The 21,226-nt window shown below is 67.7% G+C and carries 19 protein-coding genes and 6 tRNA genes; 4 read left to right on the top strand and 21 right to left on the bottom strand.

All coding sequences use genetic code 11. The features are described 5' to 3' along the window. Positions 1-133 precede the first annotated feature (133 nt). The 7 genes from AC6LKG_RS09540 to AC6LKG_RS09510 form a co-directional block, all read right to left on the bottom strand. Positions 134-1,633 (bottom strand): PAS domain S-box protein, encoded by a 1,500-nt coding sequence (locus AC6LKG_RS09540; protein WP_498164087.1) that lies wholly within the window; start codon positions 1,631-1,633, stop codon positions 134-136. Positions 1,634-1,862: 229 nt separating this feature from the next. Further along, a tRNA-Asp gene (locus tag AC6LKG_RS09535) sits at positions 1,863-1,939 on the bottom strand. A 76-nt stretch (positions 1,940-2,015) separates the two neighbouring features. Beyond that, positions 2,016-2,091, bottom strand: a tRNA-Glu gene (locus tag AC6LKG_RS09530). A 45-nt stretch (positions 2,092-2,136) separates the two neighbouring features. After that, positions 2,137-2,212 (bottom strand) — tRNA-Ala (locus AC6LKG_RS09525). Between the two features lie 102 nt (positions 2,213-2,314). Then, a tRNA-Asp gene (locus AC6LKG_RS09520) sits at positions 2,315-2,391 on the bottom strand. 61 nt (positions 2,392-2,452) lie between these two features. Then, positions 2,453-2,528, bottom strand: a tRNA-Glu gene (locus AC6LKG_RS09515). 34 nt (positions 2,529-2,562) lie between these two features. Beyond that, positions 2,563-2,638: transfer RNA gene (locus tag AC6LKG_RS09510), tRNA-Ala, on the bottom strand. Between the two features lie 361 nt (positions 2,639-2,999). On the opposite strand from AC6LKG_RS09510, the gene AC6LKG_RS09505 reads away from it, so the two are divergent. Then, positions 3,000-4,055 carry an aldo/keto reductase gene (locus AC6LKG_RS09505; protein ID WP_498164086.1) on the top strand — a complete coding sequence of 352 codons (1,056 nt, stop codon included), beginning with the start codon at positions 3,000-3,002 and terminating at the stop codon, positions 4,053-4,055. Between the two features lie 76 nt (positions 4,056-4,131). Here the strand turns inward: AC6LKG_RS09505 and lnt are convergent, their stop codons facing one another. From lnt to miaB, 5 genes are all read right to left on the bottom strand, one after another. After that, positions 4,132-5,760, bottom strand: coding sequence for an apolipoprotein N-acyltransferase (gene lnt, locus AC6LKG_RS09500; protein WP_498164085.1), 1,629 nt, complete (start codon positions 5,758-5,760; stop codon positions 4,132-4,134). Then, the gene (locus tag AC6LKG_RS09495) at positions 5,757-6,647 is read right to left on the bottom strand and encodes a CorC family transporter (protein WP_498164084.1); all 891 of its coding nucleotides are present in this window, start codon (positions 6,645-6,647) and stop codon (positions 5,757-5,759) included. The genes lnt and AC6LKG_RS09495 overlap by 4 nt, the downstream gene beginning before the upstream one ends. Positions 6,648-6,803: 156 nt before the next feature. Beyond that, positions 6,804-7,277, bottom strand: coding sequence for an rRNA maturation RNase YbeY (ybeY, locus tag AC6LKG_RS09490; protein WP_498164083.1), 474 nt, complete (start codon positions 7,275-7,277; stop codon positions 6,804-6,806). Further along, positions 7,267-8,292: a PhoH family protein gene (locus AC6LKG_RS09485; RefSeq protein WP_498164082.1), complete on the bottom strand. Its 1,026-nt coding sequence runs from the start codon at positions 8,290-8,292 to the stop codon at positions 7,267-7,269. The genes ybeY and AC6LKG_RS09485 overlap by 11 nt, the downstream gene beginning before the upstream one ends. Then, positions 8,289-9,722: a tRNA (N6-isopentenyl adenosine(37)-C2)-methylthiotransferase MiaB gene (gene miaB / locus AC6LKG_RS09480; RefSeq protein ID WP_498164081.1), complete on the bottom strand. Its 1,434-nt coding sequence runs from the start codon at positions 9,720-9,722 to the stop codon at positions 8,289-8,291. Before miaB ends, AC6LKG_RS09485 begins: the two co-directional genes overlap by 4 nt. 166 nt (positions 9,723-9,888) lie before the next feature. On the opposite strand from miaB, the gene AC6LKG_RS09475 reads away from it, so the two are divergent. Beyond that, on the top strand, positions 9,889-10,647 hold the full coding sequence (locus AC6LKG_RS09475) for a phosphatase PAP2 family protein (RefSeq protein ID WP_498164080.1): 759 nt from the start codon (positions 9,889-9,891) through the stop codon (positions 10,645-10,647). Between the two features lie 76 nt (positions 10,648-10,723). Here the strand turns inward: AC6LKG_RS09475 and AC6LKG_RS09470 are convergent, their stop codons facing one another. From AC6LKG_RS09470 to AC6LKG_RS09430, 9 genes are all read right to left on the bottom strand, one after another. After that, positions 10,724-11,437: an alanyl-tRNA editing protein gene (locus tag AC6LKG_RS09470; protein WP_498164079.1), complete on the bottom strand. Its 714-nt coding sequence runs from the start codon at positions 11,435-11,437 to the stop codon at positions 10,724-10,726. Between the two features lie 27 nt (positions 11,438-11,464). Then, on the bottom strand, positions 11,465-12,142 hold the full coding sequence (locus tag AC6LKG_RS09465) for a VOC family protein (protein ID WP_498164078.1): 678 nt from the start codon (positions 12,140-12,142) through the stop codon (positions 11,465-11,467). A 140-nt stretch (positions 12,143-12,282) separates the two neighbouring features. Further along, the gene (locus AC6LKG_RS09460) at positions 12,283-12,657 is read right to left on the bottom strand and encodes a type II toxin-antitoxin system RelE/ParE family toxin (protein WP_498164077.1); all 375 of its coding nucleotides are present in this window, start codon (positions 12,655-12,657) and stop codon (positions 12,283-12,285) included. Between the two features lie 164 nt (positions 12,658-12,821). Further along, a complete protein-coding gene (gene secF / locus AC6LKG_RS09455; protein ID WP_498164076.1) occupies positions 12,822-13,757 on the bottom strand; it encodes a protein translocase subunit SecF in 936 nt (311 codons plus the stop codon). Between the two features lie 51 nt (positions 13,758-13,808). Next, complete coding sequence (gene secD, locus AC6LKG_RS09450; protein WP_498164075.1) at positions 13,809-15,689, bottom strand: protein translocase subunit SecD; 1,881 nt, start codon at positions 15,687-15,689, stop codon at positions 13,809-13,811. A gap of 116 nt (positions 15,690-15,805) precedes the next feature. Next, on the bottom strand, positions 15,806-16,147 hold the full coding sequence (gene yajC, locus AC6LKG_RS09445; protein ID WP_006390891.1) for a preprotein translocase subunit YajC: 342 nt from the start codon (positions 16,145-16,147) through the stop codon (positions 15,806-15,808). 229 nt (positions 16,148-16,376) lie between these two features. Continuing rightward, complete coding sequence (tgt, locus tag AC6LKG_RS09440; RefSeq protein WP_498164074.1) at positions 16,377-17,513, bottom strand: tRNA guanosine(34) transglycosylase Tgt; 1,137 nt, start codon at positions 17,511-17,513, stop codon at positions 16,377-16,379. Then, positions 17,510-18,565, bottom strand: a complete 1,056-nt coding sequence (gene queA / locus AC6LKG_RS09435) for a tRNA preQ1(34) S-adenosylmethionine ribosyltransferase-isomerase QueA (RefSeq protein ID WP_498164073.1) — start codon at positions 18,563-18,565, stop codon at positions 17,510-17,512. The genes tgt and queA overlap by 4 nt, the downstream gene beginning before the upstream one ends. A gap of 157 nt (positions 18,566-18,722) precedes the next feature. Further along, positions 18,723-19,556 (bottom strand): IclR family transcriptional regulator, encoded by an 834-nt coding sequence (locus AC6LKG_RS09430; RefSeq protein WP_498164072.1) that lies wholly within the window; start codon positions 19,554-19,556, stop codon positions 18,723-18,725. 118 nt (positions 19,557-19,674) lie between these two features. On the opposite strand from AC6LKG_RS09430, the gene AC6LKG_RS09425 reads away from it, so the two are divergent. Together AC6LKG_RS09425 and AC6LKG_RS09420 are read left to right on the top strand one after the other, a co-directional pair. Continuing rightward, complete coding sequence (locus tag AC6LKG_RS09425; RefSeq protein WP_498164071.1) at positions 19,675-20,688, top strand: LLM class flavin-dependent oxidoreductase; 1,014 nt, start codon at positions 19,675-19,677, stop codon at positions 20,686-20,688. Positions 20,689-20,711: 23 nt separating this feature from the next. Next, complete coding sequence (locus tag AC6LKG_RS09420; protein ID WP_498164070.1) at positions 20,712-21,215, top strand: flavin reductase family protein; 504 nt, start codon at positions 20,712-20,714, stop codon at positions 21,213-21,215. The last annotated feature ends 11 nt before the right edge of the window (positions 21,216-21,226 follow it).

Below are 21,226 nucleotides of genomic sequence, written 5' to 3'. Positions count from 1 at the left end.
TCAGTCCCTGGCGTAGCAGGGGCGTTGTAAGTGCTTTCGCCGGAAATGGCGATTTTTAAAGACGGCCGGAATCTAACGCGGCGGTATCTTCGCCTAGCCGGCTGCCCGGATTATTTTGATTCAATTTGTAAGTTCAGGGGCTGCCGCCTGCCGCGGACTTGCCGCGCGCCTTCGGTTTTTCGTGCCCGGTGATGCCGCGGTCGCGCGCCCAGACGATGGCCGCGCTGCGCCGGTGCACACCGATCTTGCTGTAGATGGTTGCCACGTGGTTGCGCACCGTGTTGCGCGACAGGCGCAACTGACGCGCGATGGCGTCGTCGTCATGGCCCTGACACAACAGCCCCAGCACCTCGCGCTCGCGCGCCGTCAACTGCGCCAGCTCGGCCACGTCGCGGGTCGCCGGCGCGGGCGCGCGCAATTGCGCCAGTTTCTCGATGATGCCGCGGCTGAACCACGAGGTGTCCTGCATTACGGCTTCGATCGCGGTCAAGAGTTCGGTTTCGGTGCGCTTGCGTTCACTGATGTCCTGCAGCACCAGCAGCACGCGTTGTTCGCCGCCGATCATGACCGGCTCGGCCGACAGCAGGCAGTCGAGCTGCGCGCCTTCCGCCGTGACCAGCGCGGTTTCGCGGTTGCGCACGCTTTCACCGCGCGCCAGCGCGGCCGCCATGCCTTCGTACGGCCGTAGTCCGAGGGCGGTCAGTTCCTGGCCCTCGGCTTCTCCGGGCGCGACGCCGACCGCCTGGGCGTAGGCGTCGTTGATATCCAGCGCGCGCAACGAACTGCCTTCGCACAGCGCCATGGGCACCGGCGCCAGCCGGAAGGCCTTGGAAAACCGTTCTTCGCTCTGTTGCAAGGCTTCTTCGGCGCGCTTGCGCTTTTCCAGGTCGATGAAAGTGAACAGCATGCAGGGTTCATCCTGCATGTCTATCGGCTGGCCGGCGACGATCACGAAGCGGGCGCCGCCGTCGGCCAGTCGCAGCACGCCCTCGCGCTGGCCGATGGTCAGGCCGGCGTCGAGCTTGGCCACCGCCTCTTCCCGGTCTTCGCCGCCTTCCAGAACATCCAGTTCATAGGCCGACTTGCCCAGCACCGCATCGCGCGTCAGGCCGGTCATGTCGAGGAACCCCTGGTTCACTTTGACGTAGCGCAGGTCGGACAGGCGGCAGATGAGGGCGGGCGCGGGGTTGGCGGCGAAGGTGCGCTCGAAGCGCTGCTCGGCGTTGAGCTCGTCGGTCTGGTCATCCAGGATCAGCACGCGATAGTCGGCGCCTTCGTTGTCGAGCAGCAGGCCGCGCGCGCGGATGTTGCGCAGGAAGTCGGGGTCGTCCTTGCGGGTCAGGTCCAGCAGCAGATCGTCGAAGGCAATGCCGGCGGCCAGGCGGTCCAGCGGGTACTGCCGGGCCGGCACGCGGTGGTGGTTGCGGTAGGTCAGCGCGTAGCGTTTGCGGTAGCCTGCCGGCGTCTGTCCCAGTGCCTGCGGCGTGTCGGCCCCGTGCAGGGCCAGGGCACTGGCGTTGGCCCAGGCGATGGCGCCATCTGCTTCGAGCAGGATGATGCCTTCGTTCAGGCCAGCGATGATGTGTTGCAGGTGCTGGCGATGCGTGTGCGGGGCGGCGTTGCTGGCGGTCACGTGGGCCTCTTGGCTTGGCTGGCACAAGCCCACAGGATGCGTTGTGCAACGCGGCCTGTCCAGAGGATAAACGGACGAGGCGGGGGGAGGGCGGCACGGCGATGGCTTGCCGCGCAAAGCAAAAAAGCCCCGGAATCCGGAGCTTTTGGCGGGCGCCTTCTGGCGCAGTGCAGGAAGACTCCTGCGGAACAACTGGTCTTGCGGCTTGCTGGGATGCGCACAAGATGCCTGGCGGAGCGGACGGGGCTCGAACCCGCGACCCCCGGCGTGACAGGCCGGTATTCTAACCAACTGAACTACCGCTCCGCAGCGGTTTACTCGACGTTGCAGCTTACCCTCTTGTCAGGACGGCTTTGCAGATCCGGTCGGCGAGCCAGCGAACTGGCGTCCCCTAGGGGATTCGAACCCCTGTACTCACCGTGAAAGGGTGATGTCCTAGGCCTCTAGACGAAGGGGACCGGAACTTGCAACTGCTTCGACTACTGTACTACTTACTGCTTTACTGGTGGAGGTAAGCGGGATCGAACCGCTGACCTCTTGCATGCCATGCAAGCGCTCTCCCAGCTGAGCTATACCCCCAGAATCCCTGCTGTTCCAACCTGCAAACAACAAGGCTTACACCCTATAAATGCAAAAAGCCCCGAGGACGGAGCTCTTGAAAGGCACTGCGTAGAGCGCTTTTGGCGGAGCGGACGGGGCTCGAACCCGCGACCCCCGGCGTGACAGGCCGGTATTCTAACCAACTGAACTACCGCTCCGCAGCGGCATACTCAACTACTGTGTCACTTCAACTGCATCTTGTACTGCTGCCAGTAAGACTGGCGTCCCCTAGGGGATTCGAACCCCTGTACTCACCGTGAAAGGGTGATGTCCTAGGCCTCTAGACGAAGGGGACTTCGGACTTGCTTACTGCTTTCTTCGCTTTGGACTGGTGGAGGTAAGCGGGATCGAACCGCTGACCTCTTGCATGCCATGCAAGCGCTCTCCCAGCTGAGCTATACCCCCGTTCTTCTAATCAATACCAGCTTCCGTTCCACGTTTTCCGACTGCTTTCACGGTCGTTTTTCGTGTCTCGTTGCCGGTTTTGTTTAGTGCCGTTGGCGAAGAAACGAGATTATGCACGAACTAATTTCGGCGTGCAAGTCGGTTGGATGCAAAAAATGAAAAAGTTGCGTTGAAATCGCTTTCAGGGGGACATATGCGGGAAAGAGCCAGGCGCAAACCCGTGGCCCGGCCGCCCGGCCGGCGGCGCAAGGCCAGGCACGGTGTCAGCAAAATCAAAGGCTTGCGCCAGTGCTATCGTGGGCGTGGTTGTGGGCACGCGCAGCGCGGCCCGCCATGATCCGGCCGGCAGGAGATTTTTCGCATGATCACCAAGACTTCTTTTCCGACGCGACCGTTGGGGCGCAGCGACATGTCCATCACGCGGATCGGCCTGGGCGCCTGGGCCATGGGCGGCAACGCCTGGGCCATTGGCTGGGGGCCGCAGGATGACAGCGATTCCATCGCCGCGATCCGCCTGGCGGTGGATCGCGGCATCAACTGGATCGACACGGCCGCCGTCTACGGGCTGGGCCATGCCGAGGAGGTGGTGGGGCGGGCGCTGGCGCAGATGAGCCCCGACGACCGTCCCTATGTCTTCACCAAGTGCGGCCTGACCTGGTCCGCCGACCAGCCGCGGGCGACTCCGCGTCGCAGCGGCGCTCCGGCCAGCATCCGCCGCGAAATCGAAGGCTCGCTGCGGCGCTTGGGCGTGGAGCGGATCGACCTTTACCAGATGCACTGGCCGGCCGGCGACGGCACGCCGCTGGAAGCCTATTGGCAGGAACTGCTCGACCTGAAGCAGGAAGGCAAGGTGCGCGCGGTGGGCCTGTCCAATCACAATCTGGCGCAACTGCAGGACGCCGAGGCGCTCGGCCACGTCGAGTCGCTGCAGCCGCCGTTTTCCGCGATCCAGCGCGGCGCGGCCAACGACCTGATTCCGTGGTGTGCGCAGAATGGCACCGGCGTCATCGTCTACAGCCCGATGCAGTCAGGCCTGCTCAGCGGCGGCTTTTCCGTCGAGCGCGCGCAGGCCCTGCCAGCGGATGACTGGCGTTCGCGCAACGCCGAGTTCCAGGCGCCCAACCTGGCCCGCAACCTGGCGCTGGCCGAGGCGCTCAAGCCCATCGCAGAGCGCCATGGCACCACCCAGGCGGCGGTTGCGATTGCCTGGACGCTCGCGTGGCCGGGGGTCACCGGCGCCATTGTCGGCATGCGCAACACGGCGCAGGTCGATGGCGTGCTGGGCGCGGCGGAGCTGGAACTGGACGGGGACGACATGGCGCGCATCGCGGATGCGATCGAGCTTACGGGGGCGGGCGTGGGACCGCTGCGCCCGCTTGACGACAGCGGCGCGCTGCCCGCCGATCTGCTGCGCTGAGGCCGCGCCGGGCGAGCCGCCCGCTCCGCGCGGCGGGCCTGTCCGGATAGCGCCGGTGGGTTGGCGCTGGCAGAGGTCAGGCGCGGCGCGCGCGGCGGCCGAAGGCGGCAATGAGCGCCAGGCCGATCAGCGCCAGCGCCGACTTGTCGCCGAAGCGCGCATAGGGCGTCAGGCCGGTCATACCCTGTACCGAGACCGGCAGCACGCCCGGCTGCAGCGGCGCCAGTTGGGCCGCCACCTGGCCCTTGGCGTCGATGGCGGCGGTGATGCCGGTGTTGGTGGCCGTCAACATGGGGCGCGCGGTTTCGATGGTGCGCAAACGGCCGATCTGCAGATGCTGGCGCAAAGCCCAGGTATTGCCGAACCAGCCCAGGTTGCTGACGTTCACCAGGATGGTCGCGCCAGGTTCGCCGTTGGGGCCGGCTTGCAGCGCCGGCAGCAGGTCGGGGCCGAACAGGTCTTCGTAGCAGATGTTGAAGGCGATGTGCTGGCCGCCGACCGCGAATGGCGTCTGGCGTTCGGCGCCGCGGTCGAAATCGCCCAACGGGATGTTCAGCATCTCGACGAACCAGTGAAAGCCCGGCGGCACGTATTCGCCCCAGGGCACCAGATGGCGCTTGTCGTAGCGCATCGCGGTGCTGCCGCCAGTCAGTTGTTCCAGCGGCGTCTGGCCGTCGAAACCCATGACGCTGTTGGTGTAGCGGTCGCGGCCGCCGCGCACGTCGTGGATCGGCACGCCCATGGCGATCACGGCGCTCTGCCGCGCCGCCACCTGGCGCCAGACCTCCCAGACGCGCGGATCGAGCTGGTCCTGGAAGATCGGCAGCACGGTTTCCGGCAGGATCACCAGTTGCGGCGGCGGCACGCCCGGCGCCGGCGGCAGGGCCGTCAGCTCGAGGTGCCGGCGCAGACTCTGGTCCAGCAGCGCCGGGTCGAATTTCTGCGATTGCTCGATGTTGCCCTGGACCAGACGCACGTTCAGCGCATCGCCGCTGGGCGTGGACCAGTCAATGCGCGACAGCGGCCAGCCGGCGGCGGCCAGCGCCAGCGCCGCGCCGGCGGCAAGCGCGTGGCGACCGTCGCGCGGCTGCTTCTGCTGGCCCGCGGGACGCCACAGGCTGGCAATGGCGGCGGCGGCGAAGGCCGCCACCAGGGCCATGCCGTGCACGCCCAGCAGCGGCGCCCAGCCGGCGATGGGGCCGTCGATCTGCGCGTAGCCGATGTTGAGCCACGGAAAGCCGGTCAGCAGCACCGCGCGGATCCATTCGAAGCCCGCCCACAGCGCGCCCCAGGCCAATGTCCCGGACAGCACGCGTCCCGGCGTCGAATCGGCCGCAAGCGGGACGTAGCGCCGCGCCAGCGCACCGGCGGTGGCCGGGAACAGCGCCAGGAAGGCCGACAGCGCCAGCACCGCGGCCACGGCCAGCGGCGCGGCCAGGTCGCCGTAGCGGTGCAGGCTGATGAAGATCCAGTACAGCCCCAGCGCGTAGGTGGCGAAGCTGAACAGCCAGCCGCGCAGCCAGGCCTGGCGCGCCGAGGGCGCGTACAGCGTGACGCGCGCGGCCACCGCCAGCGCCAGGACCTGGACGATGGCCAGGGCCCAGTCCGGCAACGGACCGGGGGCGAAGGTGAGGGCGTGGATGGCGCCGGCCAGCGTCAGGCCGGCCGCGCCCAGCAGGAACGGACCGCGGGCGGCGCGGCTCATGCGTCGCTGTCGGGCGAGACGCCGCGGGACGGCGCCACGCGCTTGACGCGCAGCCAGATGGCACGGCGGGCGTCGCCGCGCGCCACTTCGAGCTTCAGGCCGTCGAATTCGGCGCTGTCGCCGCGGCGCGGGATGCGGCCCAACTGGCCCCCCATCCAGCCGCCGACGCTGTCGTACTCGTCGTCGGGCAACTGGCAGCCGAACACGTCGTTGAAGTGCGAGATGTCGGTGGCCGCCAGCACGCGCCACTGGTTCTCGCCTTCGGGAAAGATCGAGTCTTCCTCGGTTTCGTCGAATTCGTCCTCGATGTCGCCGACGATCTGCTCCAGCACGTCTTCCATCGTGACCAGGCCGGAGATGCCGCCATGCTCGTCGATGACGATGGCCTGATGGTTGCGGCTGGCGCGGAACTCGTGCAGCAGCACGTTCAGGCGCTTGGATTCGGGGATGAACACCGCCGGGCGCACCAGCGTGCGAACCTCGATGTCGGGTTCGAGCATGCAGCGCAGCAGGTCCTTGGCCAGCAGGATGCCGATGATGTTGTCGCGGTCGCCTTCGTAGACCGGGAACCGCGAGTGCGCGGTTTCGATCACGTTGGCCACCAGGTAGGGGATGGGCTGCGTGACGTCGAGCAGGTCCATGCGCGAACGCGGCACCATGATGTCGCCGACGGTGCCTTCGGACACGGCCAGCGCGCCCTTGATCATCTTGTAGGACTCCGCGTCCAGCAGGTCGCGGTCGTGGGCGGCTTCCAGGACGGCCTTGATGCCTTCACGGTCCTCGGGCTCGCGGCGCACGAGGGAAAGCAGGCGGTCTAGGAGGGATTTGTTGGCGGGTTTGGATGAGCGAGCGGGAGTCGCTTCGGGAGCAGGGTAAGGGTCAGACATCGTCCGGGAGGACAAGTTATGGAGGGGCCAGCATAACCGAATCTGGCGCCCGATTTGTAACGCCGCCCCCGAAAATGGGGCCAACCGACGCGATCTGCGCCTTGCTGGACGCCATTTCGCGCCGATTGCTCAGGGTTGACCCCAGGGGCTTGCGGATCAGGCGGCGGTGTAGGGGTCGGCGATGCCCATGCGGGCCAGCGTGGCGGTCTCCAGTGCTTCCATGCGGCGGGCGTCGCGGGCCTTGATGTGGTCATAGCCGAGCGAATGCAGCACCCCGTGCAGGGTCAGGTGGGCGGCGTGGTCGAGCAGCGCCTTGCGCTGTTCGCGGGCCTCGCGCACCAGCACCGGCACGCACATGACGATGTCGCCGCGCGCCACGCCCAGCGGGTCGACGCCGTATTCGAACGTCAGCACGTTGGTGGCGTAGTCGCGCTGGCGGAAATCGCGGTTCAGGCGGCGCCCCTCGGCCGCGCCCACCAGGCGCAGGCTGAGCTCGGCGGCGCTGAAGTCCACCAGGCCGTCCTCGGCCGCGGCGGCCAGCGCCCGTTCGGCCCAGCGCCGCAGGCGCCAGCGCGGCAGGCGCGGTTCCTCGACCCCGTACTGGACGGAAAGGGACAGGTCAGGCGTCATTTTCGGCGGCCCGGTCATAGGCATCGACGATGCGCGCCACCAGCGGATGGCGCACCACGTCGCGGCTGGTGAAGCGGGTGGTGGCGATGCCCTGCACGTCGTGCAGCACCTTGACGGCATGCGCCAGGCCGCTTTCCTGGCCGCGCGGCAGGTCCACCTGCGACGGGTCGCCGGTGATGACGGCCTTGCTGCCGAAGCCGATGCGCGTCAGGAACATCTTCATCTGTTCCGGCGTGGTGTTCTGCGCCTCGTCCAGGATGACGAAGGCGTGGTTCAGCGTACGGCCGCGCATGTAGGCCAGCGGGGCGATCTCGATGGTCTGTTTCTCGAACAGGCGCTGCACCTTCTCGAAACCCATCAGGTCGTACAGGGCGTCATACAACGGGCGCAGGTAGGGGTCGACCTTCTGCGCCAGGTCGCCGGGCAGGAAGCCCAGGCGCTCGCCGGCCTCGACCGCCGGACGCGTCAGCACCAGGCGCTGCACGGTGTCGCGCTCCATCGCGTCGATGGCGCAGGCCACCGCCAGCCAGGTCTTGCCGGTGCCGGCCGGGCCCACGCCGAAGGTGATGTCGTGCTTGAGGATGTTGTTCAGGTAGTCGCGCTGGCGCGGCGTGCGCGGACGCAGGTCGCTGCGCTTGGTGCGCAGGGCGATGGCGTCGCTGTCGTCGTCCAGCGACGGTAGCGGGTCGGCCTCGCGGGCCGGTGCGTCCTGCAGTTTCTCTTCCTGGCGGCCGACGCCGATCTCGACCAGCCCGAGCTGGATGTCGTCGACCGACAGGGCGCGGTGCACGGCCTGCTCATGGAAACGGCGCAGCACGCGGCCGGCCAATTCGGCCTTGTCGCCTTCGAGGGTGACGCGGCTGCCGCGGCGCGAGAGCTTCACGCCCATGCCGTCGGCCAGTTGGCGCAGGTTCTCGTCCAGCGGGCCGCAGAGGTTGGCCAGGTGGGTGTTGTCGCCGTCCAGGGTGACGACGGCGGGCATGCTGCGGCGGGCGCGGGGGCGGGAAGTGGTCATTCGGCCTCTTGGGAGTCGCGGTCGACGTCGGCCACCCGGGCGCGCAGCGAATTGGTGTGCGCTTCGGTGATGATGACGTCGACCATCTGTCCGATGAGCCGCGCGGGCGCGGCGAAATTGACGATGCGATTGTTTTCGGTGCGGCCCATCAGCTCGTTGGGGTCGCGCCGCGACGGGCCTTCCACCAGCAGGCGCTGGCGCGTGCCGATCATGTTGCGGGCGATGGCGGCGGCCTGTTCGTTGATCAGCGCCTGCAGGCGCTGCAGGCGGCGCAGCTTGACGTCCTGCGGGGTGTCGTCGTGCAGATCCGCGGCCGGCGTGCCGGGGCGGCGCGAGTAGACGAACGAGAACGAGGTGTCGAAACCGACGTCCTCGATCAGCTTCATGGTCTTTTCGAAGTCTTCCTCGGTCTCGCCTGGGAAGCCGACGATGAAGTCGGACGACAGCGTCAGGTCGGGACGCGCGGCGCGCAGGCGGCGCACCACCGACTTGAATTCCAGCGTGGTGTAGCCGCGCTTCATGGCCGCCAGCACGCGGTCGCTGCCGGCCTGCACCGGCAGGTGCAGGAACGACACCAGCTTGGGCAGGCGGGCGTAGGCGTCCACCATGCGCTGGGTCATTTCCTTGGGATGCGAGGTGGTGTAGCGGATGCGCTCGATGCCGGGGATCTCGTGCACGTATTCCAGCAGCATGGCGAAATCGGCGATCTCGTCGCTGTCGCTCATGCGGCCGCGGTAGGCGTTGACGTTCTGGCCCAGCAGGGTGACTTCCTTGACGCCCTGGTCGGCCAGGTCGGCCACTTCGACCAGCACGTCGTCGAACGGCCGCGAGACCTCTTCGCCGCGCGTGTACGGCACGACACAGAAGCTGCAGTACTTGCTACAGCCCTCCATGATCGAGACGAAGGCGGTGGCGCCGTCGACGCGCGGCGGCGGCATGTTGTCGAACTTCTCGATCTCGGGGAAGCTGATGTCGACCTGCGAGCGCCCTTCGGCGCGGCGGCGCTGGATCAGGTCGGGCAGGCGGTGCAGGGTCTGCGGGCCGAACACCACGTCCACGTAGGGCGCGCGCTTGACGATGGCCTCGCCTTCCTGGCTGGCCACGCAGCCGCCCACGCCGATCACCAGGTTCGGGTTGGTCTTTTTCAGGTGCTGCACGCGGCCCAGGTCGGAAAACACCTTTTCCTGGGCCTTTTCGCGCACCGAACAGGTGTTGAACAGGATGACGTCGGCGTCTTCCGGATTGTCGGTCAGCTCCAGCCCCTGGTCGCCGCGCAGCACGTCGGCCATCTTGTCCGAGTCGTACTCGTTCATCTGGCAGCCGAAGGTGCGGATGTACAGCTTGCGGGGAGCGCCGGTGGTGGCGGGGGCGGGGGGGACGGCGGCGCCGTCTTGCGCGTGGGGCACGCGCTTGAGGGAAGTTTCTTGCATGTCGGTCGCCGTGACGGGTGTAGATCCCGGGGGCAGTGGAGAGGGGAAAAGCGGAATTTTACCCCTTGCTGCAAATTTCCTCCTTGCGCAAGCAATGCAGAGTTACGATAGCTGGCCTTGGCCGGCTTCCCTGGCCGAGAACGATTATCCTTAAGCGATCGGTTCGATGACGACGAATCCCTCTCTTCCCCCGCAGGCCGCGCTGGCGCCGGGCGCCGTGGCGGCGCCGGACGAGTTCCGCAATCCGCTCTCGACCCGCGCCTGGTTGCTGGCCGGACTCGGCGTGGCCCTGGCGGCCGCGGTCTGTGCCCGGTGGGTCGATCTGCCACTGGCGATCTGGATCCGGCAATCGGTCAGCGATGGGGTCAACACCTCGTTCGAGTGGATCGGTGAATTGGGCGAAAGCGGCCGCTACATCGGCGTGGCGCTGGCGTTCTACGTCATCGGCCTGGTGGGCCTGGCGCGCGGCTGGCGCAATCCGGTGCGCATGAGCTATGCCAGCATGGCGCGCGGCAGCCTGCTGATGCTGTCGACCATGGCGGTTGGGGGGCTGGTGGTGCTGGTGCTCAAGCGCTCGGTGGCGCGGGCGCGCCCAGAGCTGTTCTTCGAGAAAGGCATCTACGGGCTGGGCGAATCGTTTTCGCGCGCCAACCAGTTCAATTCCTTTCCTTCCAGCCATACCTACGCCGCCTTCGCGGTGGCGGTGGTGCTGGGCATCCTGGCGCCGCGCTGGCGCTGGGCCTTCCTGTCGCTGGCCGCGCTGGTTGCCGCCAGCCGCCTGGTCAACCTGGATCACTACCTGTCCGACGTGCTGACCGCCGCCGCGATCGCCATCGCCGTCGGCCATCTGCTGGCGCCGCGGGTGCTCTGTAGCAAGTACCAGTGGCCGCTGCGCGCGCCGTGGCGCTGGTGGAAAAAGGGCTGATCCGGCCGTCGGACACGCGTTGCCACAGCAAAAGGTCGCCCGCGAGAGGCGACCTTTTTGCTTGCGCGGCGTCGCCTCAGGCGAAGGCCACGACCACGCGGCGGTTGGTGCGGCTTTTCTTTTCGATCTTGGTGACGGTTACCGCGCCGATTTCACGGGTGTTGGCCACATGCGTGCCGCCACAGGGCTGGATGTCCACACCGGGAATCTCGATGATGCGGATGCGCTCCGTGCCGGCCGGCGGCGCCGCGCCGATGGTGCGCACCAGATCCGGCTGGGCCGCCAGTTGCTCGGGCGTGATGGCGTTGACGGTGACGTCGGTGGCGGCCGTGATCAGCGCGTTCAGGCGCTCGGTCAGGTCGGCCTTGTCCAGGGTCGACTCGGGCAGGTCGAAGTCGATGCGCGCGGAATCGGGCGAGATGCTGCATCCCGTGACCGGCGCGGGCACCAGCGCGCCGAGCAGGTGCAGGCAGGTATGCAGGCGCATCAGCCGGTGCCGCCGGGCCCAGTCGATGGCAACCGTGACGCGCTCGCCCACCCCTGGAGGCGTCTCGCCCTCGGCCAGCACATGGATGATGCGGCGGCGGTCGTCGGCGTAGACCGTGTCGGCTAGCGCCAGCACGCGGCCGTCGGCCAGGGTCAGCGTGCCGCGGTCACCGGCCTGGCCGCCGCTGCGGGCGTAGCAGACGGTTTGGTCCAGCTCGACGCCGTCGGCGCCAACGGCGATGACGGTGGCATCGCACTGTCGTTCATAGGGCGCGTCGTCAAAGCGCTTGCGGGTCACGCTCATGGGGAAGTCTCCGTGTCGTCGTTCGTGTCAGGCGAGGGTCTTGATGCCCCGCGGGGTTTCGATGGCTGCGCGCAGGCGCGGCGGTCCGTCCGCCTGTTCGACCGTGATGAGTTGGCCCGCGCCCAGCCACGCCAGTCCCTGGCGCAGCAACGCCGCGCGCGGGTGGCTGCCGGCCAGCGACACCAGCGCCAGCGGCTGGCGCGGCAGGCTGATGCCCGGATAGGCGTCCACATCCCACTGGATCAGCGTCGGCAGCAGGCCTTCGCCGGCAGCCTCGCCGCCGTCGCGCCAGGTCGGCAGGCTGCCGTCGTCGGGCACGGTCAGCCGCCAACGCAGGTCGCCGCGCGTCATGGGGATGGCGGGGGCGATGCGGTCAGGGTGGCGCGCCTGCAAAGCGCTCAAGTCGTCGGGCGCCTGGACGCGCGCCGCCCAGTGCGCCAGGAACGGCCCTTCGGCCAACCGCGCCCGCATGGCCGGCTGGTCCAGCCCGAACCAGCGCGGCCGCTGCGGCGCGGGCGCGTCCGGGTCGATGGCGATCACCTCCAGGTACACGCCGCCCGCCATGCCCAGCACGCGGTTGTGGGTGCCCATGCGCGGATGCGCGCCGCCGCCCGTGGGCGCGACGCCCAGCAGGTCGGCCACGTGGCGCGTGCCGCTGTCCAGGTCGGCGGCGGCGACGACGAGATGATCGAGAGCGAGTTTCATGAGGCCTATGGTAGCGAATAAGGAGGCGGCCGTACCCGTACACCCGGCGGGCGGGGCAGCGGTACAGTGCGGGGCTAACTTCTGGTTGTGCTAGGCCGCGACGCTGATCCCGGCAGTGTCGGGGGGGCCGGTAGTACGCGTCATGGTCGTTTCTTGTGGGGCCCATTGCGGGCCTGAACCTGTTTGAGCCGCCCGGTGATCAGGGCAATGTCGGGCCGCGGCGTGAAAACGCCCGATTTGGACTTCTTCTGGAATGCATGCGGTACATGCACGCCGTTGCCAATGCGTATCAGGCAGACGGCGCGGAATGTATCGCCCCGATGATCGTCGACCAGTTCAAACACGTCCGGCCCCAGTCCGTGCCATGGCTTGGACGCGGCCGGTCGCCGGCCCGACTGCACGATGAACAGACTCATCCCCAAGTGTTTCTGAACGGCCAGCGGGAAGGCCTGTAAGTCCCTTTTCGAGGAACCTTCCCAATACAGGGGGCGAGCGCGTTCGATAAACACGAACATACCTGTTCGGATATAACTGTCGACCTCCGCAGCGACGGCTGTGGCAAAGGTATCCGCATGTAGGATGGGGGGCTATTCGTAGTGACCGAGGGGGCCTGCGCCAGGATCCGCGGCGCATAAAAAAACCCGCCACAGCGGGCGGGTCTTGCGGAGCGAGAAGCGACTCAGGCGACTTCGCCTTCCTCGCCTTCCTTCTTGGCCGGCTTGATCAGGTCTTCGCGCTTGACGCCCATCCACATCGCCAGCGCGGCGGCGACGAACACCGATGAGTAGATGCCGAACCAGATGCCGATGGTCAGGGCCAGGGCGAAGTAGTGCAGGGTGGGGCCGCCGAAGAACAGCATGGCCAGCACCATCATCTGGGTCGAGCCGTGGGTGATGATGGTGCGCGAGATGGTCTGGGTGATGGCGCTGTTGATGACTTCCTGCACGTTCGCCTTGCGGTACTTGCGGAAGTTTTCGCGGATCCGGTCCATGATGACCACGGATTCGTTCACCGAGTAGCCCAGCACCGCCAGCACGCCGGCCAGCACCGACAGCGAGAATTCCCACTGGAAGAAGGCGAAAAAGCCCAGGATGATGACCACGTCGTGCAGGTTGGCGAGCACGCCGGCCACGGCGAACTTCCATTCGAAACGGAAGCCCAGGTAGATCATGATGCCGATGACCACCATCAGCAGCGCCATCAGGCCGTTGTGCAGCAGTTCCTGGCCCACCTGCGGCCCGACGAACTCGACGCGGCGCAATTCCACGCCCTGGTCGGCGGCCTTCAGCGCGGCCAGCACGGTTTCGCTTTGGGTGGCCGACGTCTGGCCTTCCTGCAGCGGCAGGCGGATCATGACGTCGTGCGAGGTGCCGAAGTTCTGCACCTGGAAGTCGGTGTAGCCCAACTTCGAGACCACGCCGCGCACGCTTTCAAGCTGCGCCGTCTGGGCGTAGTTGACTTCCATGACCGTGCCGCCGGTGAATTCGATCGACAGGTGGAAGCCGCGCGTGATGATGAAAAAGACCGCCGCCACGAAGGTGACGAGGCTGATGATGTTCAGCACCAGCGCGTGGCGCATGAACGGGATGGTGCGGTGGATCCGGAAAAATTCCATGTTTTGCCCTGGCTAGTCGGTGACGGGCGGCGTGGCCGCCCGTGTCCATGTTCAGTTGGTCTTCGGCTTCCAGACTTCGCCGATGGAGATCGACGTGAGTTTCTTCTTGCGGCCGTACCAGAGGTTGGCCAGCGCACGCACGCCCACGACAGAGGAGAACATCGAGGTCAGGATGCCCAGGCAGTGGACCACCGCGAAACCGCGGATCGGCCCCGAGCCGAATGCCAGCAGGGCCAGGCCGACAATCAGCGTGGTGAGGTTGGAGTCGAGAATCGTGCCCCAGGCGCGCTCGAAGCCATGGTGGATGGCCTGCTGGGGCGATGCCCCGTTGCGCAGTTCCTCGCGTATCCGCTCGTTGATCAGCACGTTCGAGTCGATCGCCATGCCCAGTGTCAGCGCGATGGCCGCGATGCCTGGCAGCGTCAGCGTGGCCTGCAGCATGGACAGCAGCGCCAGCAGCAGCAACACGTTGAACGTCAGGCCGATCGTGGAGAACACGCCGAACAGGTGGTAGTAGAGGATGATGAAGACGGCGATGCCGATGAAGCCGTACAGGGTCGAATGGAAGCCCTTCGAGATGTTGTCGGCGCCCAGGCTCGGGCCGATGGTGCGCTCCTCGATGATCGACATCGGCGCGGCCAGCGCGCCGGCGCGCAGCAGCAGCGCGGTGTCGGCCGCTTCCTCGGAGCTCATGCTGCCCGAGATCTGCACCTGGCCGCCGGCGATTTCGCTGCGGATGACCGGCGCGGTGACCACTTCGCCCTTGCCGTTCTCGAACAGCAGGATGGCCATGCGCTTGCCGATGTTGTCGCGGGTGACGTCGCGGAAGATGCGCGCGCCCTTGGAGTCCAGCGTCAGGTGGACGGCGGCCTGCTGGGTCTGCGAGTCGCGGCCGGGCTGGGCGTCCTGCAGGTTTTCACCGGTCAGCAGCACCTGGCGGCGCACCAGGATCGGACGGCCGTCGCGGTCGGAATAGCGTTCCAGGCCGAATGGCACGGTGCCGCCCAGCAGCGCGGCCTGCGCGGCCGGAGAATCGTCGACCATGCGGATTTCGAGGGTGGCGGTGCGGCCCAGCAGTTCCTTGGCCTTGGCCACGTCCTGCACGCCCGGCAGTTGCACCACGATGCGGTCCGAACCCTGTTGCTGGATGACCGGCTCGGCCACGCCCAGTTCGTTGATCCGGTTGTGCAGCGTGTTGATGTTCTGCTTGAGCGCCGAGTCCTGCACACGGGTGACCGCGGCGGGGTTCAGCGCGCCCAGCAGCAGCAGCTTGCCGTTTTCTTCGCTTTCGGTGAATTCGAGGTCGGGCAGGCGGCTGCGCAAGGTGGCGATGGCGCGGTCGCGATCCTGGGCGTTGGCGAAGGTGGCGGCCACGCTCATGCCGGAACGCTCGACCCCGGCCACGTTGACCTTCTGGTCGCGCAGCACCGAGCGCACGTCGGCGGCCAGCGAGTCGTAGCGGGCGGTCAGGGCGCCCTGCATGTCAACTTGAAGCAGGAAATGGACGCCGCCGCGCAGGTCCAGCCCCAGATACATGGGCTTGGGCTCGAACCAGCCCAGCGCGCGCATCCAGGCGGGCGAAGCGGGCAGCAGGTTCAGCGCCACGGTGTAGTGCGGGTCGCCCTGCACCGTGTTGAGGGATTTGTCGATCAGGTCGCGCGCCTGCAGTTGCAGGTCGGTCGAGGCGAAGCGGGCGCGCACGGTGCCGAGCGTGCCGTTCTGTTCGTAGTAGACCCCGTCGTTGGGGATCTTGGCGTCGGCCAGTACCTGCTCGACCCGGTCGCGCATGGCCGGGTCCACCTTGATGGTGGCCTTGGCGCTGGAGACCTGGACGGCGGGCGACTCGCCGTAGAAATTGGGAAGCGTATACAGCAGGCCGATAAGGACCGCAATCAGGACCGTAATGTACTTCCAGAGGGGATAGCGGTTCATTGCCGGCTACGTCATGTCAGAGTGGAGAAAAGGCCGTCCGGGCGGCGGGCGCGGCGGACGGCGAGGCAGTTGCGCCGTCGGGCCCGGGGCCCGGCGGCGCGGCTCCCATGGGACGCTTACAGGGCCTTGATGGTTCCCTTGGGCAGAACGGTCGACACCGACGACTTCTGCATGATGATCTCGACCGGCTTGTCGGCCAGTTCCGAGACCTCGACCGTGACGTAGCTGTCGTTTACCTTGGTGACCTTGCCCAGCATGCCGCCGGCGGTCACGACTTCGTCGCCCTTGGCCAGGGCGGCGATCAGGTTGCGGTGTTCCTTCTGGCGCTTCATCTGGGGACGGATCATCAGGAAGTAGAGGATCACGAACATCAGGATGATGGGCAGCATGCCCATCAGCGCATTGCCTTCAGGGGCGGCCTGGGCCACGACGAGGCTGGCGGTATCGATAGCGGACATGTAATTCTCCTGCGTTTGGTCTGTTTGGGTTTGTTTGTATCGTGCTGTCGACGATCTTGTTCTGCGCCCATCCCCGCGCGAGCCATGGATAGGGCAAGCCGACTATTGTAGCGAGGTTATCCCGGGCTACCAGTCACGGCCTGTGCGCAGTGATGGGGGCGGATCGCCAAATAAAAAGCCCCGACGATCTCGTGGTTTTCACTAGGTCGGCCGTCGTTTGCTCCTCCCGCTACTCCACCCCGCGCGCCCGGTCGGCCGCGAACTGCGCGCGCCAGGCATTGAAGCGGCCCTCGGCGATGGCCTCCCGCATTTCCTTCATGATGGTCAGGTAGAAATGCAGGTTGTGCAGCGTGTTCAGGCGCGCGCCGGTGATCTCGTTGGCGCGCTGCAGGTGGTGCAGATAGGCGCGCGAAAAGTTGGCGCAGGTGTGGCAGGCGCAGCTCGGGTCCAGCGGGCGGGTGTCGTCGCGGTACTTGGCGTTGCGGATCTTGACGTCGCCGAAACGGGTGAACAGCCAGCCGTTGCGGGCGTTGCGCGTCGGCATGACGCAGTCGAACATGTCGACGCCACGGCTCACGCCCTCGACCAGGTCTTCCGGCGTGCCCACGCCCATCAGGTAGCGCGGCGCCTGGGCCGGCAGCTTGGGCGTCACGTGCGCCAGGATGCGCATCATGTCTTCCTTGGGCTCGCCCACCGACAGGCCGCCGATGGCGTAGCCGTGGAAACCGATGTCCTGCAGGCCGGCCAGGGACTCGTCGCGCAGTGATTCGTACATGCCGCCCTGCACGATGCCGAACAGCGCGTTGGGGTTCTGCAGCCGGTCGAACTCCTCGCGCGAGCGGCGCGCCCAGCGCAGCGACATGCGCATCGAGCGGGCCGCTTCCTCGACGGTCGCGGGGCGGCCGTCGATCTCGTAGGGCGTGCACTCGTCGAACACCATGACGATGTCCGAGTTCAGCGAGCGCTGGATGCGCATCGATTCCTCGGGCGTCAGGAACAGGCGGGCGCCGTCGATGGGCGAGGCGAACTTCACGCCTTCCTCGGTGATCTTGCGCATGCCCTGCAGGCTGAACACCTGGAAACCGCCCGAGTCGGTCAGGATCGGCTTGTCCCATTGCATGAAGCCGTGCAGGCCGCCGTGCTTTTCCATGATTTCCGTGCCTGGGCGCAGCCACAGGTGGAAGGTGTTGCCCAGCACGATCTGCGAACCGATGTCCTTGAGCTCGTGCGGCATCATGGCCTTGACGCTGCCGTAGGTGCCCACGGGCATGAAGATGGGCGTTTCCACCACGCCGTGGTTGAGCGTGATGCGGCCGCGGCGGGCGCCGCCGTCGGTGTCGAGCAGTTCGAAATTCAGTCCGGTCATGGGGCGGGGGATTCGATGAACATGGCGTCGCCGTAGCTGAAGAAGCGGTAGCGCTGGGCCACGGCGTGGGCGTAGGCGCGGCGGATCGGCTCGACGCCGGCCAGCGCCGACACCAGCATCAGCAGGGTCGACTGGGGCAGGTGGAAATTGGTGACCAGCGCGTCGATGACGCGGTACTGGTAGCCGGGGGTGATGAACAGGCGCGTGTCGCCTTGGGCGGCGGCCAGCGGCAGGCCCGGGGCGGTGCGGCCCTCGGTCTGGGCGGCGGCCGATTCCAGGGCGCGCACGCTGGTGGTGCCGACCGCGATCACGCGGCCGCCGCGGGCGCGCGTTGCGGCAATGGCGTCCACCGTGGCTTGCGGCACCGTGAACCATTCGGCGTGCATGATGTGGTCGGCCAGCTTGTCCACGCGCACCGGCTGGAAGGTGCCGGCGCCGACGTGCAGCGTGACGAAGGCGCGCTCCACGCCCAGCGCCGCCAGGCGGTCCAGGGTGGGCTGGTCGAAGTGCAGGCCGGCGGTCGGGGCCGCCACGGCGCCCGGTTCGCGGGCGTAGACGGTCTGGTAGCGGTCGTCGTCGCCGGCATCGGCGGCATGCGTGATGTAGGGCGGCAGCGGCGTGGCGCCGTGAGCATCCAGCAAGTCCAGTACCGGGCCGGGGAAGCGGATGTCGAACAGCTCGCCCTCGCGGCCCAGCACCGTGGCGTCGAAGGCGTCGGCCAGCCGCAGCACCATGCCGGCGCCGGGCGATTTGCTGGCGCGCACGTGCGCCAGGGCGCGGTCGGTGTCGATGATGCGCTCGACCAGCACCTCGACCTTGCCGCCGGTGATCTTGTGGCCGGCCAGGCGCGCCTTGATGACGCGGGTGTCGTTGAACACCAGCAGGTCGCCGGGGCGCAGCAGTTTTTCCAGGTCGGCGAACTGGCGGTCATGCAGATTGCTGGCGCCATCCAGGTGCAGCAGGCGGCTGCCCGTGCGCTGGGCGGCGGGCGTCTGCGCGATGAGCTCGGGAGGCAGCTCGTAGTCGAAATCGGAAACGGTAAGGGCTTGCACGCGGGTATCGGTATCAGGGGCGGGCGCGGCCTGGGCCGGCCGCCGGGCCGCCGGATGGGGCGGCGGCAAAAAAGCGAGCCGGACCTGTCGGCTCGGCTCTGGGCAACTATCTATTGTAAAGGGGCTGGCGAAAACGGCGCCCGGACGGCGCGGCGCCTCAGCGCCCGCCGCGCCAGCCGAGCCGGCGCGAACAGTCGGTGGCGGCGGCCATCAGGGCCCGCAGCGGCGCGCCGTCCGGCGCCAGGTCGAAGCCGCCGTGCAGTCCCAGGCCGGTGATGGCCCCGGCCAACTGGCCCTGGGCGTCCAGCACCGGCAGCGCGGCCGAGTCGATGCCGTGCAGCAGGTGGCCGCTGACGCTGGCGTAGCCGCGTTGGCGCGTGGCCTGCCAGCGCGCCCGCAGCGCGGCGGCGGGATCGGCCGGGTCGAGCGGCAGGCCGCTGGCGGCTGGATCGTCCAGTAACTGCGCGGCGTCGGCACCCTGGCGCCGCGCCGTGTCCCATTCGGCCAGCGCGCGCGGCAGAGCCAGCGCCTCTGGCAGCCAGGCCGCAAAGACGCGCCCTGTGGCGCTGTTGAGCAGCGGCAGGACCGAGCCGACGCGCACGTTCACCGTGACCGGCAGCCGCGCGTCCCGCCACTGGACGATGGTGGGGCCGTGCTGGCCCCAGACCGAAAGGAAGACGGTCTGGCCGATGGCCGCGCTCAGGTCTTCCAGGCAGCCGGCCGCCGCGTTGACGAAATCCACCTCGGCCAGCGCCGCCAGACCGGTGTGCAGGGCCTGCGGTCCGAGGCGGTAGCGGGCGCTGGCGGGGTCCTGCTCGACGTAGCCGCGCCGCTCCAGTGACACCAGGTAGCGGTGCGCCTTGGCGCGAGGCATGTCCAGGCTGCGGCCCAGTTCGGACACCGACACGGCGCCACCCAGCTCGGCCAGCCGGGTCAGGACGTCCAGGGCGGTTTCGGCAGACTGGATGCCGGTGCTGCTTTCTGTTGACATCAGTTCGTCTCTTATTAGAATACGTGTATCACTAAAAAATACATCAGCGTGCCGTGGCGGACAAACCCCGTGCCGGATGACCGGCCGGGGCGCAGGCGGACAAAGACGGAGACAAGCAATGAAGATGTCCATCTTTTCGGTGCAGGACCACTACCCCGACCAGCCCCGCAGCCTGGGCCAGCTCTACGGCCAGGTGCTGGAGCAGGCGCGCCGCGCCGAACAACTGGGCTACGACACCTTCTGGGTGGCCGAGCACCACTTCCATGAATACGGCGCGGTGCCCAACCCGGCCGTGTTTCTGGCGGCGCTGTCGCAGCAGACGACGCGGCTGCGGCTGGGCACGGCGATCTCGATCCTGACCTTCCACAACCCGCTGACGGTGGCCGAAAACTATGCCCTGGTGGACCAGCTTTCGCAAGGCAGGCTGTCACTGGGCGTGGGGTCGGGCTACCTGAAGCACGAGTTCGAGGGCTACGACGTGGATCCGACCACCAAGCGCGAGCGCTTCGACGAAAATCTGATGCTGGTCGAGCGCCTGCTGGCCGGCGAGCGCGTCAGCCATGAAGGCAAGTACAACCGCATCCACGAGGTGCGCCTGAACGTGCAGCCGGTGCAGCAGCCGGTGCCGGTGTATGTGGCGATCCTGCGCCGCGAGGCCGCCTACCACGTCGGCCGCCAGGGCCGCCGCATGTTGTTCGTGCCCTACGCGGCCGTGGACAACTTCGAAGAGATCGGCCTGATGATGCAGGACTACCGCCGCGGCCTGGCCGAGGCCGGCATCGAGGACGCCAGCGGCATGGCGGCGGTGGCGCTGCACACCCACGTGGCCGCGACCGACGACCAGGCCCGCGAGCGCGCCGCCCGCGCCTTCGACCTGTACGTGGACACCCGCCTGTATGCGCGCAAGCAGGTCTACGACGACATCATCGCCAGCGGCCTGTCGCTGTTCGGCTCGGCCCGCACCGTGGCCGACAAGCTGGCGCGGCTGGCCGACATGGGCCTGGACCACGTCATGAGCCTGCATAACTTCGGCCTGATGCCGCAGGCCCTCGTGCTGGATTCGATGCAGCGGCTGATGGACGAGGCCATGCCGCTGTCGGGCGTGCGCCCGGCCAACGCGGTGCCGGCCTGAACGGGCTCGTCGCGGGAGCCGCCATGAGCGCCAGCCTCGAACTCAGCCCGGCCCGTCTGCGCCGGGCGCTGGGCCGCTACGCCACCGGCGTCACGGTGGTGACCGCCGCCGGCGCCGACGGGCCGATCGGCCTGACCGTCAATTCCTTCGCTCCGGTGTCGCTGGAGCCGCCGCTGGTGCTGTGGAGCCTGCGGCGCGCCAGCATGCATTACGCCGACTTCACCACCCGGGGCGGCTTTGCCATCCATGTGCTGGGGGCGCCGCAGCGCGACCTGGCGCGGGTGTTCTCGCAGCCGGTGGCCGACCGCTACGCCGGACTGGACTGGTACGCCACCGAAGACGGCATCCCCGTGTTCGATGATTGCGCCGCCCGCTTCGAGTGCATCACCCGCCAGGTGCTGGAAGTGGGCGACCACGCCGTGCTGATCGGCGAGGTGCGGCGCCTGCACGCGCCGGACCATCACGGCGGCGCCCTGGTTTTCCATGACGGCGTTTTCCTGTCGCACCTGGAGGATCCCGTCGTATAACGCTTTCTACG

Source organism: Achromobacter sp. 46006 (genome assembly GCF_059761975.1).
Note: the sequence above shows the minus strand (reverse complement) of the source record. Positions and strands in the feature narration are given on the sequence as shown.

Excerpts from the sequence above, each read along its gene's own strand:
- AC6LKG_RS09505 (WP_498164086.1), top strand. The coding sequence starts at position 3,000 with ATGATCACCAAGACTTCTTTTCCGACGCGACCGTTGGGGCGCAGCGAC.
- lnt (WP_498164085.1), bottom strand. The coding sequence starts at position 5,760 with ATGAGCCGCGCCGCCCGCGGTCCGTTCCTGCTGGGCGCGGCCGGCCTG.
- AC6LKG_RS09495 (WP_498164084.1), bottom strand. The coding sequence starts at position 6,647 with ATGTCTGACCCTTACCCTGCTCCCGAAGCGACTCCCGCTCGCTCATCC.
- ybeY (WP_498164083.1), bottom strand. The coding sequence starts at position 7,277 with ATGACGCCTGACCTGTCCCTTTCCGTCCAGTACGGGGTCGAGGAACCG.
- AC6LKG_RS09485 (WP_498164082.1), bottom strand. The coding sequence starts at position 8,292 with ATGACCACTTCCCGCCCCCGCGCCCGCCGCAGCATGCCCGCCGTCGTC.
- miaB (WP_498164081.1), bottom strand. The coding sequence starts at position 9,722 with ATGCAAGAAACTTCCCTCAAGCGCGTGCCCCACGCGCAAGACGGCGCC.
- AC6LKG_RS09475 (WP_498164080.1), top strand. The coding sequence starts at position 9,889 with ATGACGACGAATCCCTCTCTTCCCCCGCAGGCCGCGCTGGCGCCGGGC.
- AC6LKG_RS09470 (WP_498164079.1), bottom strand. The coding sequence starts at position 11,437 with ATGAGCGTGACCCGCAAGCGCTTTGACGACGCGCCCTATGAACGACAG.
- AC6LKG_RS09465 (WP_498164078.1), bottom strand. The coding sequence starts at position 12,142 with ATGAAACTCGCTCTCGATCATCTCGTCGTCGCCGCCGCCGACCTGGAC.
- AC6LKG_RS09460 (WP_498164077.1), bottom strand. The coding sequence starts at position 12,657 with ATGTTCGTGTTTATCGAACGCGCTCGCCCCCTGTATTGGGAAGGTTCC.
- secF (WP_498164076.1), bottom strand. The coding sequence starts at position 13,757 with ATGGAATTTTTCCGGATCCACCGCACCATCCCGTTCATGCGCCACGCG.
- secD (WP_498164075.1), bottom strand. The coding sequence starts at position 15,689 with ATGAACCGCTATCCCCTCTGGAAGTACATTACGGTCCTGATTGCGGTC.
- yajC (WP_006390891.1), bottom strand. The coding sequence starts at position 16,147 with ATGTCCGCTATCGATACCGCCAGCCTCGTCGTGGCCCAGGCCGCCCCT.
- tgt (WP_498164074.1), bottom strand. The coding sequence starts at position 17,513 with ATGACCGGACTGAATTTCGAACTGCTCGACACCGACGGCGGCGCCCGC.
- AC6LKG_RS09430 (WP_498164072.1), bottom strand. The coding sequence starts at position 19,556 with ATGTCAACAGAAAGCAGCACCGGCATCCAGTCTGCCGAAACCGCCCTG.
- AC6LKG_RS09425 (WP_498164071.1), top strand. The coding sequence starts at position 19,675 with ATGAAGATGTCCATCTTTTCGGTGCAGGACCACTACCCCGACCAGCCC.
- AC6LKG_RS09420 (WP_498164070.1), top strand. The coding sequence starts at position 20,712 with ATGAGCGCCAGCCTCGAACTCAGCCCGGCCCGTCTGCGCCGGGCGCTG.